Source organism: Streptomyces sp. NPDC050164 (assembly GCF_044459945.1).
Lineage (GTDB): Bacteria > Actinomycetota > Actinomycetes > Streptomycetales > Streptomycetaceae > Streptomyces > Streptomyces coeruleorubidus_A.
This window is the reverse complement of the sequence record NZ_JBITJK010000005.1, coordinates 310036-322481: the sequence shown is the minus strand read 5'-3', so window position 1 is coordinate 322481 and position 12446 is coordinate 310036. Positions and strand designations below refer to the sequence as shown.

Below are 12446 nucleotides of genomic sequence, written 5' to 3'. Positions count from 1 at the left end.
TCAGGGCGGCCCCGGACCCGCATCCCCAGCTTCCGAGGAGGTCGCGCATGGCCGAGCCAGCCCAGTATTTCGACTTGATCACGATGGGCCGCATCGGGGTCGACCTCTATCCCCTCCAGACCGGCGTCCCGCTGCCCCAGGTGGAGACATTCGGGAAATTCCTGGGAGGTTCGGCGGCCAATGTGGCGGTCGCCGCGGCGCGCCTCGGACGACGCACGGCGGTCATCACCCGGACCGGCAACGACCCCTTCGGCACCTACCTGCACGAGGAGCTGAGGTCCTTCGGCGTCGACGACCGCTGGGTCACCCCGGTCGACGCGTACCCGACGCCGATCACGTTCTGCGAGATCTTCCCGCCGGACGACTTCCCGCTGTACTTCTACCGCCGTCCCAAGGCCCCCGACCTGGAGATCCACACCGACGAGCTGGACTTCTTCGCGATCCGCGGGGCCCGGATCTTCTGGATCACCGGGACCGGCCTGAGCGAGGAGCCGAGCCGCTCCGCCACGCTCGCCGCCCTCAAGGCCCGCGACAAGGCGGTCATCACCGTCTTCGACCTCGACTGGCGGCCGATGTTCTGGTCCGACCCCGAGGAGGCCCGCCCGTACTACCGCGAGGCGCTGCGCCACGCCACCGTCGCGGTCGGCAACCTCGACGAGTGCGAGATCGCCACCGGCGTGCGCGAGCCGCAGGCCTGCGCGGAGGCGCTGCTGGAGGCGGGCGTGGAACTGGCCGTCGTCAAGCAGGGTCCCAAGGGCGTCCTGGCCGTGCACCGCGACGGCACCAGGGCGGAGGTGCCGCCGGTGCCGGTCGAGGTGGTCAACGGCCTGGGCGCGGGCGACGCCTTCGGCGGCTCCCTGTGCCACGGCCTGCTCGCCGGCTGGGACCTGGAGAAGACCATGCGGCACGCCAACGCCGCCGGCGCCCTCGTCGCCTCACGCCTCGCCTGCTCCTCCGCGATGCCCGCCGAGTCCGAGGTCGAGGACCTCCTCGCCCAGGCGTCGTCGCCGAGCACGAGCCACTGAACGGAGCCTGCATTGAACATCGGCATCCCCGGCCTCACCACGGTCCGGGCCCGGAACCCCGAGGCCGTCGCCGAGGCGGCCGCCCGCCGGGTGCGCCGCCCGCTGATCGGCGACAGCGGCCGGCTGATGATCGTGGCCGCCGACCACCCGGCGCGCGGCGCCCTCGGGGTCGGCGACCGGCGCCTGGCCATGGCCAACCGCGCCGATCTGCTGGAACGGCTCTGCGTCGCACTGTCGAGGCCCGGGGTCGACGGGGTGCTCGCCACCGCCGACATCCTGGAGGACCTGCTCCTGCTCGGGGTGCTGGAGAACAAGGTCGTCATGGGCTCGATGAACCGGGGCGGCCTCGCCGGCGCCACGTTCGAGATGGACGACCGTTTCACCGGCCACCGCGCCGAGGACATCGCCCGGCTCCGCTTCGACGCGGGCAAGCTCCTGGTCCGCATCGACTACGACGACCCGGGCTCGCTCACCACCCTGGAGTCCACCGCGCGGGCGATCGACGCCATGGCGGCCCGGCAACTCCCCCTGTTCGTCGAGCCGTTCATCTCCCGGCGGGTCGACGGCAAGGTCCGCAACGACCTGTCCGCCGAGGCCGTCACCCGGTCCATCGCGATCTCCTCGGGGCTGGGCGGCACCTCCGCCTACACGTGGCTGAAGCTGCCCGTCACCGACGACCCGGACGACATGGCCCAGGTCCTGGAGACCTCCACGCTCCCCGTCGTCCTGCTCGGCGGCGAGGTCGACGGCGACCAGGAGGGCGCGTACGAACGCTGGCGCAAGGCCCTGCGCCTGCCCACCGTGCAGGGCATGGTCGTCGGGCGCTCGCTGCTCTACCCGGCCGAGGGCAGCGTGGAACAGGCGGTGGACACGGCCGTCGGTCTGCTGTGAACCGGTCTGCTGTGCATCGGTCTGTTTGTGAATCGGTCTGTTGTGAGTCGCTCTGCTGTGACCCGAAAGGCACACGATGACGTATCACCTTCCCGCGGGTAAGGCCCTCGGCGGCCCCTACATCGTCGACGTCACGCCCGAGAAGGCCGGCTGGGGCCACTCCAGCCTGCGGATCCTGGAGCTGCCGCCGGGCGGCACGCACTCCTTCGAGACCGGTGACAGCGAGTGGATCGTCGTCCCGCTCAGCGGCGGCTGCACGGTCGCCGCGACGGACGACTTCGGCCAGGAGACCTTCGAGCTCCAGGGCCGCCGGGACGTCTTCAGCGGCGTCAGCGACTTCGCGTACGTGCCGCGCGACGCCCGGGCGAGAGTGACGTCCGCCGCCGGCGGACGGTTCGCGCTGACCGGCGCGCGCTGCACCCGCCGGCTGCCCGCCCGCTACGGACCCGCCTCCGAGGTGCCCGTGGAGCTGCGGGGCACCGGGAACTGCTCCCGGCAGGTCAACAACTTCGGCGCGGCCGGGGTCTTCGAGTGCGACAAGCTCATCGCGGTCGAGGTGATCACCCCGGGCGGCAACTGGTCGTCGTTCCCGCCGCACAAGCACGACGAGCACCGGCCGGGCGAGGAGTCCGTGCTGGAGGAGATCTACTACTTCGAGTTCGCCGGCCACGACGGCATCCCCGGCCTCGGCTACCAGCGCGTCTCCCCGTCCGGACCGGGCCGCGACACCGACGTGCTGGCGGAGGTCCGCGACGGCGACGTCGTGCTGATCCCGGACGGCTGGCACGGGCCGTCGATGGCCACGCCCGGCCACCACATGTACTACCTCAACGTCATGGCGGGCCCGGAGGCCGAGCGCGCCTGGCTGATCTGCGACCACCCCGACCACGCCTGGGTCCGCGACACCTGGCCGGACCAGCCGGTCGACCCCCGACTCCCCCTCTACACCGCCCCGGAGACCCCCGCATGAGCGCCCGCACCCGCCGACTGACGACCGCCCAGGCCCTGGTGCGGTTCCTGTCCGCCCAGTACACCGAGCGGGACGGCGTGCGGCGCCGGCTGATCGCCGGGACCTGGGGCATCTTCGGACACGGCAACGTGGCCGGCGTCGGCCAGGCCCTGCTGGAGGCGGGCGAGGACGTCATGCCGTTCCACCAGGGCCGCAACGAGCAGTCGATGGTGCACGCGGCGGTCGGCTACGCCCGGCAGCTGAACCGCCTGTCCGCGCAGGCGGTGACGACCTCGATCGGCCCGGGCGCCACCAACCTGGTCACCGGTGCCGCCCTGGCGACGATCAACCGGCTGCCGGTGCTGCTCCTGCCCGGCGACTACTTCGCCACGCACTCGGCCGACCCGCTGCTCCAGCAGCTGGAGCACCCGGTCGAGGCCGACGTGTCGGTGAACGACACGCTGCGCCCGGTGTCCAGGTACTTCGACCGGATCACCCGGCCCGAGGCGCTGATCCCCTCGGCGCTCCAGGCGATGCGCGTCCTGGCCGACCCGGCCGAGACCGGCGCCGTCACCCTGGCCCTGCCGCAGGACGTGCAGGCGGAGGCGTACGACTGGCCGGAGGAGTTCTTCGCCGAGCGCGTCTGGTACATACGGCGTCCCGCGCCGGACCCGGTGGAGCTGACGGCGGCCGTCGAGGCGATCCGGTCGGCCGAGCGCCCGCTGATCGTCGCGGGCGGCGGCGTCCACCACAGCGAGGCAGAGGCGGCGCTGAAAGCGTTCGTGGACGCCACCGGCATCCCGGTCTCCTCGACCCAGGCGGGCAAGGGGTCACTCCGCCACGACCACCCCGCCGACCTCGGCGGCATCGGCCACACCGGCACGGCCGTCAGCGACGACCTCGCCCGCACCGCCGACCTCGTCATCGGCGTGGGCACCCGCTTCACGGACTTCACCACGGCCTCCGGCACGCTCTTCCAGAACCCGGGCGTGCGGTTCCTCAACCTCAACATCACCGGCTTCGACGCCCACAAGCTGGCCGCGCGCACGCTGGTGTGCGACGCGAAGTCCGGCCTCGAAAAGCTGCTGGAGGCGCTCTCCGGCCACCGGGTGGGCGAGGCGTACGAGGCCGAGTACCGCGCCGGCAAGGCGCGCTGGGACGAGGTCGTCGAGGCCGCCTACCGCGCCGACGACGAGAGCGCGGTCCCGACCCAGACGCAGGTGCTCGGCGCGCTGGACGCGGCCGTGGGCGACGACGACGTGGTGATCAACGCGGCCGGCTCGCTCCCCGGCGATCTGCACAAGCTGTGGCGCTCCCGCAGCCCGCGCCAGTACCACCTGGAGTACGGCTACTCCTGCATGGGCTACGAGATCCCGGCCGGCATCGGCGTCCAGCAGGCCGCTCCCGGTACGCCGGTGTGGGCGCTGGTCGGCGACGGCACCTACCTGATGATGCCGACGGAGATCGTCACGGCCGTCCAGGAGGGCCTGCCGCTCAACATCGTCCTCATCCAGAACCACGGCTACGCCTCCATCGGCGGTCTGTCGCAGGAGACCGGCGGCGAGCGGTTCGGCACCGCCTACCGCTTCCGGGCCGCCGACGGCACGTTCACCGGCGCCCCGCTGCCCGTCGACCTGGCCGCCAACGCGGCGAGCCTCGGCATGGACGTACTGCGCGCCAAGACGGTGCGCGAGCTGCGCGAGGCGCTGGCCACGGCCCGTGCCTCCGACCGGCCGACGTGCGTGTACGTCGAGACCGACCCCGCCCCGACCGCTCCCCCGGCCGAGGCCTGGTGGGACGTGCCGGTGGCCGAGACCGCCTCCCGCGAGGCGGCGGTCGAGGCCCGCGAGCGCTACGACCGCCAGGTCGCCGGACGCCGTCGCCACCTCTGAACTCCCCACGGACTCCAGCATCAGGAAAGGCCCCTGCGCACTATGAAGACCATCACCCACTGGATCGACGGCAAGCCCGTCGAGGGCACCTCCGGCCGCTTCGGCCCCGTCTACAACCCGGCCACCGGCGCCCAGGAGAAGCAGGTCGCGTTCGCGACCGTCGACGAGGTGGACGCCGCCGTCGCCTCCGCCAAGGCCGCCTTCGAGTCCTGGGGGACCTCCTCGCTCGCCAAGCGCACGGCGATCCTGTTCAAGTACCGCGAGCTGCTCGACGCCCACCGCGACGAGATCGCCGAACTGATCACCGCCGAGCACGGCAAGGTGCACTCCGACGCGCTCGGCGAGGTCGCGCGCGGCATGGAGATCGTCGAGCTCGCGTGCGGGATCGCCGTCCAGCTCAAGGGCGAGCTGTCCACCCAGGTCTCCACCCGGGTCGACGTCGCCTCGATCCGCCAGCCGCTGGGCGTGGTCGCGGGCATCACACCGTTCAACTTCCCGGCGATGGTGCCGATGTGGATGTTCCCGCTGGCCATCGCGTGCGGCAACACGTTCGTGCTGAAGCCGTCGGAGAAGGACCCGTCGGCCTCCTTCCGTCTGGCCGAGCTGGCCGCCGAGGCGGGCCTGCCGGACGGCGTCCTGAACATCGTGCAGGGTGACAAGACGGCCGTGGACCGCATCCTGGAGCACCCGGACATCGAGGCGGTCTCCTTCGTCGGCTCGACCCCGATCGCCAAGTACATCCAGCTCAAGGCCGTCGAGCACGGCAAGCGGGTGCAGGCCCTGGGCGGCGCCAAGAACCACATGCTGGTCCTGCCCGACGCCGACCTGGACCTCGCCGCCGACCAGGCGATCAACGCGGCCTACGGCTCGGCGGGCGAGCGCTGCATGGCCGTGTCGGTCGTGGTCGCGGTCGGCGACACCGGTGACGAGCTGGTCGGCAAGATCGCCGAGCGGGCGAAGAACCTGAGGATCGGCCCCGGCAACGACCCGGCGTCCGAGATGGGGCCGCTGATCACCCGCGAGCACCGCGACAAGGTGGCGTCGTACGTGTCGTCGGCCGCCGAGCAGGGCGCCGAGGTCGTGGTCGACGGCACCGGCTTCTCGGTCGACGGCCACGAGGACGGTTTCTTCCTCGGCGTCTCCCTCCTGGACCGGGTGCCGCTGACGGCGGACACGTACCGGGACGAGATCTTCGGCCCGGTGCTGTGCGTGGTCCGCGCGGAGACGTACGAAGAGGCCATCAAGCTGATCAACGACTCCCGTTGGGGCAACGGCACCGCGATCTTCACCCGGGACGGCGGCGCCGCCCGCCGCTTCCAGCTGGAGGTCAAGGCGGGCATGGTCGGCGTCAACGTGCCGATCCCGGTCCCGGTCGGCTACCACTCCTTCGGCGGCTGGAAGGACTCCCTCTTCGGCGACCTGCACGTCTACGGCAACGACGGCGTCGCCTTCTACACCCAGGGCAAGGTCATCACCACCCGCTGGCCGGACCCGGCCGACGCGGGCGGCATCAACCTCGGCTTCCCGAGCAACTCCTGACGCCCGAAGGGGGGATCATCCATGGCGAGGACCGGTGACCGGGCCCGCGGCGCGGGCGCCCCTGCGCTCAGCTCGGTGGACTTCGCCCTGGACCGGGGCAGTCCCGTGCCGCTGTACTACCAGCTCGCCCGGCAGCTGGAGGCGGCGATCGAGCACGGGATCCTCACCCCGGGCAATCTCCTGGGCAACGAGGTCGACCTCTCGGTGCGCCTCGGGCTGTCCCGCCCCACCGTCCGCCAGGCCATCCAGTCCCTCGTCGACAAGGGGCTGCTGGTCCGGCGGCGCGGGGTGGGCACGCAGGTGGTGCACAGCCAGGTCAAGCGCCCGCTGGAGCTGAGCAGCCTCTACGACGACCTGGAGGAGGCCGGGCAGGGGCCCACCACGCAGGTCGTGCGCAACGAGGTCGTCGCGGCCTCCTGCGACGTGGCGGCGGCGCTCGGCGTCGCGGAGGGCAGCGAGGTCACCGTCCTGGACCGGCTGCGCCGCACGCACGGCCAGCCGATGGCCCTGCTGCGCAACTACCTGCCGGCGTCCCTCGTGGACCTCGACGACGCCCGCCTGGAGTCGACGGGCCTGTACCGGATGATGCGCTCGGCGGGCATCACGTTGCACAGCGCCCGGCAGCGCGTCAGCGCCCGCGCGGCCACCGCTCAGGAGGCCGCGCGCCTGGACGAGGAGGAGGGCGCGGCGCTGCTCACCATGCAGCGCACGGCGTACGACGACACCGGGCGCCCGGTCGAGTACGGAACCCACATCTACCGGGCCTCGCGCTACACGTTCGACTTCCAATTGCTGGTCAGGCCTTGACCGGACCCCGAACTCGGGTGCAAAGTCGTACATATACACCGTAAATATACGGTGCCCGACCGCACCCGACGCGGGAGCCTGGCATGGCCCGCAGGAACCAGTCGCCGACCGCTCGAGGAGCCGGATCCTCCTGGGCACCCTCGACCGTCCTCGTCACGGGCGGGGCCGGTTTCATCGGCAGCCACGCCTGCGTGGAGCTCCTCGACCACGGCTACGAAGTGATCGTGGTCGACGACTACTCCAACAGCACGCCCCAGGTCTTCGCGCGCGTCGAGCGGCTCGCCGGGCGTTTCGTCGGCGCGGTCTACGAACTGGACATCCGGGACCGGCGCGCGCTGTCGGCCGTTTTCGACCGGCATCCGGTGGACGCCGTCGTGCACTTCGCGGCGCACAAGTCGGTGAGCGAGTCGACCAGGATGCCCGTCGAGTACTACGACACGAACGTCGGCGGCACCACGTCGCTGCTGCGCACGATGCACGAACACGGCGTGCACAGGATGGTGTTCTCCTCCTCCTGCTCGATCTACGGCGACGCGGGCCCCGGCCCGATCGACGAGACCTCCCCGGCCCGCCCCACCAACCCGTACGCGGCCTCCAAGTGGCTCTGCGAGCAGATCCTCGCCGACGTCTGCAACCGCCGCCCCGAGTACACGGTCCTGTGCCTGCGGTACTTCAACCCGGCCGGCGCCCATCCCAGCGGTCTGCTCGGCGAGGACCCGCGCGGCACGCCCGACAACCTCATGCCGTACGTCGCCCAGGTCGCCGTCGGCTGCCGGGAAGGGCTGCGCGTCTACGGCGACGACTACCCCACGCCCGACGGGACCGCGATCCGCGACTACCTCCACGTCCTGGACACCGTGGAGGCGCACCGCCTCGCACTCGATCATGTCGCCGACGCGCCGGGCATGCACGTGTACAACCTCGGCCTCGGCAGGGGCAGTTCGGTGCTGGAGGTCATCGCCGCGTTCTCCGAGGCGTGCGGCCGGAGCGTCCCGTACGAGGTCGCGCCCAGGCGGCCGGGGGACGTCGCCGAACTCGTCGCCGACGCGACGGCCGTGGCCCGCGCCTGGAGCTGGCGTCCCACGCGTGACCTGTCCGACATGTGCCGGGACGCCTGGCACTTCCAGCGGCTCAACCCGCACGGCTACGAGGGTTCCGCCCGGCGGCCGACGACGAAGGAGTAGCACCGCCGTCGTGCGATCCCGTCGGCGGGGTGAGGCGGCGGGCGGGCAGGGTGGCGGTGGTCATCGGGAGGCTGTCGCGCGTGGTGCGGCGGAGGTGTCGCAGGTACTGCTCCCGCGGTATCAGAATGCCGCCCAGGTCGCGGACGTGCGGGCTGTCCCGCTGAGCGTCGAGCAGCACGCCCCCGGCCTGTGCGAAGCGCGCCGCGAGGTCGGCCACCGCGACCTTCGAGGCGCCGGGGCGATGGAAGAACATCGAGTCCATGCTGAAGACCGGCCCGACCTTCAGGCCGAAGGCGCCGCCGACCAGCTCGCCGTCCTCCCACACCTCGACGCTGTGGGCATGACCCAGATCATGGAGGCGGATCAGGCTTGCGATCAGCTCTTCGGTGAGCCACAGGGGGGTGCGGCCGGCGCGGCATTCGCGGACGACCTGCTCGAACCGCAGGTCCATGCTGGTCGACCACGGCAGCCGGTTGCGCAGCCGCCGGGCGAGGCTCCGGCTGAGGTGCGCGGCCGTGACGGGCAGCACCGGCCTGGGGTCGGGCGACCACCAGGAGACGGCGTAGGGATCGGCCGCTTCCTCCCCTGCGTCCTTGCCCACGAGCCGGATGCGGCCGTCCTGGACCTGATCGGCGAAGACCACCTCGTTGAGGGCGCGGACGTACTCGTCGGACGCCGGGAAGGGATAGACGCCGACGCGGTACGCCGCCAGGAGGCCGGCGGGAGAGAGGTCGGCGCAGAAGGCCACCGGACCGTCGGGGGCCGCTTCCCGTACGTCCAGCGCCTCCCAGTCAGGGCACCAGCTCACCATCGTGCCGCTCCCTGCCCTCCGCTCTTCTCCGGCCGGACGTAGTCGGACTGCTGGAGGAAGTCGATGTAGCGGTCCATCATCTCCGTGTCCACCGGCGGAACGTCGATCCCGGCGTCCCTCATCGCCCGCTCCCCGTTGGTGCGGGTGAACTCCGGGAACACGCCCTGGAAGTACATCTCGCTCACGGTGATGTCGGCGTGGTGGCACCGGTCGACGAAGAGCGGGACGAACGGGGTCAACGGGTCGGAGGGGTGTCCGGCCGCGTACTTCACCACAGCGGCGACCCACTCGGCGTAGGGGATCTCCTGGACCGGGCAACCCCGCTGACGCAGGCGCTCGGCGAGCGAACCCAGAAGCGTGGGGCGGGGGTTGGTGAGGTGGTAGACCTCGCCGCGAGCGGGAAGGCGGGTGGAGATGTGTCCGATCGCGCGGGTGAGGTGGTCGGCCGGCAGGAAGTCCAGCGGCAGCCGGACGTCAGGGCACAGCCCGGTCCGCGCGATGAAGCCGAAGAGGGCGGCCATCTCGCTGCTGGTGTTCATCGCGCCGGTTTCCATGCTGCCGGTGATGTCCATCAGGCGGTAGACGACGACCGGCAGGCCCGCCTCGGACGCCTTCTTCAGCAAGACCTCGCCGACCCATTTGGTCTCCACGTATCCCACCGACAGGTACTCGGGGAAGCGCAGCGGCGTGTGCTCCGTCACCTGGCGCACCCCACCCGGCCCGAATCCGGCGAGCACCGCCATGCTGGAGGTGAAGTGGACGGGGACGGCCCGGCCGACGGCGAGGCGGATGATCTCGTATGTTCCGTCGACGTTGGCCGCGCGCAACTCGTGGTACGGGTAGATGAAGTTGACCTGGCCGCCGAAGTGGTAGACGGCATCGATGGTGGATCCCAGCTCCTCGAACCGGCCGGGAGGCAGCCCCAGTCCGGGCTTGCCCAGGTCGCCGACGACCGGCTGGACGCGCGCGCTGGACAGATCGCTGAGGACGTACCGCTGGTGGCTGGCGCGGATCCGCTCCATACCGTGCTGCTCGTCGGAAGCCCTGACCAGGCAGAGGATGCGTCCCGTCGTCCTGCGCAGCAGCTCGTCGATCATGTGCGCGCCGCAGAACCCCGTCGCTCCGGTGAGGAGTACGTCGCCTGGGTGCCGGGGGTGCGGAGCCGGCGTGCCACGGCCTACCGCCGGAACGCGCCGATCGGTCTCGGTGGCGAAGTCGACACTCCCGCTCTCCGGGTGGGCCAGTGTGCCGGCACGTGCCTGGCGCACGGATTCAGTGAACGCGGCGAGCGTCGGATGCCGCAGCAGTGAACGGGTCAGGTCGCGGATCTGTGTGATGCCGATGCCGTATATGACGCGGGTCCGGGCAAGCATCTCCATGGCCAGCAGCGAGTTGCCGCCCAGCTCGAAGAAGTCGTCCTGCGGACGGACGTAGTCCACATCCAGGATCTGGCCCCACAACTGGGCCATCCCTTGCTGCACCGGACGGTCGTCGGCGGCGGCGGCCGTCCGCGCCGGGGTCCCGGTTTCCGGCACGGCTTTGCGGTCGAGTTTTCCGCCGGGTGTGACGGGCAGCCGTTCCACCGCGTGGAAGGCCGCCGGGACCATGTAGCCCGGCAGGACCTCGGCGAGCGCCGACCGCAGCCGTGCCCGCAGCGCCGCCTCGCCGTCGGTCGGCGGCGCGGTCGTCGTGTAATACGCGATGAGGTCCCGGTCGCCTTTGGCGCGCGCCCGGGCCACGACCATCGCCTGGCCGACCTCCGGGTGGGAGACGAGCGCGGACTCGACCTCGGCCGGGTCGACGCGGAACCCGCGGATCTTGATCTGGTCGTCGATCCGGCCCAGGACTTCCAGGTTGCCGTCCGAGCGCCGGCGGCCCAGATCCCCCGTGCGGTACATCCGGTCCCCCGGTGCGGAGCCATACGGGTCGGGCAGGAACTGCTGTGCGGTCAGGGCGGGTTGCCACCGTACTCCGCGCGCCAGCCCCGGGCCGCCGATGTAGATCTCGCCGCGCTCGCCCGGCGCCACCGGGCGCAGTTCGGCGTCGAGCACGTGGACGCGATTGCCCTCCAGGGGCCTGCCGACCGGGGCGACGGCGGCGTCCGGCGCGGCGAGCACCTCCTCGTCGAGGTCGCAGATGGTGGACGTGATGGTCGTTTCGGTGAGCCCGTAGGCGTTGACGAGCCGCGCGCCGGGGATCCGGCGCAGCAGGGCGCGGCAGTCCTTCGCGGTGACGATCTCGCCGCCGACGATGACGAGCCTGAGCGACGCGAGGATCGCGCCGCGGTCCGCGACGGAGACGATCCGCTGCCAGTAGGCGGGGGTCAGGTCGGCGACGGTGATTCCCTGTTCCGGGAGGCGGTGCAGCAGGTCGGTGGGTGCCCACGTCCCCGTTCCCGCGAGGACGAGCGTCGCGCCGCTGATCAGCGTCGCGAAGATCTGCTCCAGTGAGGTGTCGAAGCCGAGCGCCGCGGCGTGCAGCACCCGGTCGCCTGGCCTGAGTTCGTACGCCCGGGCCACCGCGGTGAGGGAGTGGGCCAGCGACCCGTGAGTGATCATCACACCCTTGGGGGGTCCGGTGGATCCGGAGGTGTAGATGACGTAGGCGAGGTCCTCCGGCCGCGGGTCCGGTGCCGGCCGCGGGCCCGCCGGCGGCGCCTGCGTGGCCGGTTCCCCGGCCTGGACGATCCGCGCCGGGCATCCGGAGAACTTGGGGGCGTGCTCGCTGTTCGAGACGATGAGGCGTGAACCGGTCTCCGCGATCAGTGCGACCATCCGTTGCCGAGGAGTCGCCGGGTCGAGGGGCAGGAACGCGCCGCCGGAGCTCAGCACCGCCAGCAGCGCGACGATCAGCTCGGGCGCGCGGTCGAGGCACACGGTGACGACGGATTCCGCGTCGACGCCCGACTCCCGCAGCTCGTGGGCGAGCCGCTCGGCGCGGCCGGTCAGCTCGGCGTAGTCGAGCCGGCCCTCGTCCGAGAGCACCGCGAGAGCGGACGGCGCGCGCCGCGCCCGCTCCCGGACCAGCTCCGGCACGGTGCCCGGCCCGGGCTGCGGGGGACGCCGCCCGGCGCGGACACTCGCGGGCCGCATGTCGGTCCACAGGCGCTCGACCAGGGTCCCGCAGCACGCGGCGGACGCCGGTTCGCCGACCCGATGCCACCCGGCCGGAATCCGGTGATCGGCGGGCCAGATCGCGTACTGCTCCTCTTCGTTGCGCAGCACGACGCACGGCACGGCCGGCTCGGCCGACAGGTGATCACGTTCCGTCACCTTGGGTCTCCTGCCTCGCGCGGCGCCCTGCGAGTGCGGAGCACGACATGCGCCCCTCGCGGCGGAGGGCCGCCAC

General features: G+C 71.9%; 9 protein-coding genes. 7 read left to right on the top strand and 2 right to left on the bottom strand.

Features of this window, described 5'->3' with window-relative positions; all coding sequences use genetic code 11:
- Positions 1-47 precede the first annotated feature (47 nt).
- The 7 genes from iolC (at position 48) to galE (ending at position 8287) form a co-directional block, all read left to right on the top strand.
- On the top strand, positions 48-1025 hold the full coding sequence (iolC, locus tag ACIBNA_RS11330) for a 5-dehydro-2-deoxygluconokinase (RefSeq protein ID WP_399164964.1): 978 nt from the start codon (positions 48-50) through the stop codon (positions 1023-1025).
- Positions 1026-1037: 12 nt separating this feature from the next.
- Entirely contained in the window at positions 1038-1916 is an 879-nt protein-coding gene (locus ACIBNA_RS11325) for a deoxyribose-phosphate aldolase (RefSeq protein ID WP_399164963.1), read from the top strand.
- 76 nt (positions 1917-1992) lie between these two features.
- Positions 1993-2886: a 5-deoxy-glucuronate isomerase gene (iolB, locus tag ACIBNA_RS11320; protein WP_399164962.1), complete on the top strand. Its 894-nt coding sequence runs from the start codon at positions 1993-1995 to the stop codon at positions 2884-2886.
- Positions 2883-4757, top strand: a complete 1875-nt coding sequence (gene iolD / locus ACIBNA_RS11315) for a 3D-(3,5/4)-trihydroxycyclohexane-1,2-dione acylhydrolase (decyclizing) (RefSeq protein WP_399164961.1) — start codon at positions 2883-2885, stop codon at positions 4755-4757. Before iolB ends, iolD begins: the two co-directional genes overlap by 4 nt.
- A gap of 42 nt (positions 4758-4799) precedes the next feature.
- The gene (locus ACIBNA_RS11310) at positions 4800-6296 is read left to right on the top strand and encodes a CoA-acylating methylmalonate-semialdehyde dehydrogenase (RefSeq protein ID WP_399164960.1); all 1497 of its coding nucleotides are present in this window, start codon (positions 4800-4802) and stop codon (positions 6294-6296) included.
- A gap of 21 nt (positions 6297-6317) precedes the next feature.
- Complete coding sequence (locus tag ACIBNA_RS11305; RefSeq protein WP_399164959.1) at positions 6318-7103, top strand: GntR family transcriptional regulator; 786 nt, start codon at positions 6318-6320, stop codon at positions 7101-7103.
- Between the two features lie 83 nt (positions 7104-7186).
- On the top strand, positions 7187-8287 hold the full coding sequence (gene galE / locus ACIBNA_RS11300) for a UDP-glucose 4-epimerase GalE (RefSeq protein ID WP_399164958.1): 1101 nt from the start codon (positions 7187-7189) through the stop codon (positions 8285-8287).
- On the opposite strand, the gene ACIBNA_RS11295 is transcribed toward galE, so the two are convergent.
- Both ACIBNA_RS11295 and ACIBNA_RS11290 read right to left on the bottom strand, forming a co-directional pair.
- Complete coding sequence (locus ACIBNA_RS11295) at positions 8235-9098, bottom strand: leucyl/phenylalanyl-tRNA--protein transferase (RefSeq protein ID WP_399164957.1); 864 nt, start codon at positions 9096-9098, stop codon at positions 8235-8237. The two genes, galE and ACIBNA_RS11295, sit on opposite strands and share 53 nt — an antisense overlap.
- On the bottom strand, positions 9092-12370 hold the full coding sequence (locus ACIBNA_RS11290; protein WP_399164956.1) for an amino acid adenylation domain-containing protein: 3279 nt from the start codon (positions 12368-12370) through the stop codon (positions 9092-9094). The genes ACIBNA_RS11295 and ACIBNA_RS11290 overlap by 7 nt, the downstream gene beginning before the upstream one ends.
- Positions 12371-12446: the final 76 nt, after the last annotated feature.

Bases quoted from the DNA above. Each gene is read 5' to 3' on its own strand.
- iolC (WP_399164964.1), top strand. From the start codon at position 48: ATGGCCGAGCCAGCCCAGTATTTCGACTTGATCACGATGGGCCGCATC.
- iolB (WP_399164962.1), top strand. From the start codon at position 1,993: ATGACGTATCACCTTCCCGCGGGTAAGGCCCTCGGCGGCCCCTACATC.
- iolD (WP_399164961.1), top strand. From the start codon at position 2,883: ATGAGCGCCCGCACCCGCCGACTGACGACCGCCCAGGCCCTGGTGCGG.
- ACIBNA_RS11310 (WP_399164960.1), top strand. From the start codon at position 4,800: ATGAAGACCATCACCCACTGGATCGACGGCAAGCCCGTCGAGGGCACC.
- ACIBNA_RS11305 (WP_399164959.1), top strand. From the start codon at position 6,318: ATGGCGAGGACCGGTGACCGGGCCCGCGGCGCGGGCGCCCCTGCGCTC.
- galE (WP_399164958.1), top strand. From the start codon at position 7,187: ATGGCCCGCAGGAACCAGTCGCCGACCGCTCGAGGAGCCGGATCCTCC.
- ACIBNA_RS11295 (WP_399164957.1), bottom strand. From the start codon at position 9,098: ATGGTGAGCTGGTGCCCTGACTGGGAGGCGCTGGACGTACGGGAAGCG.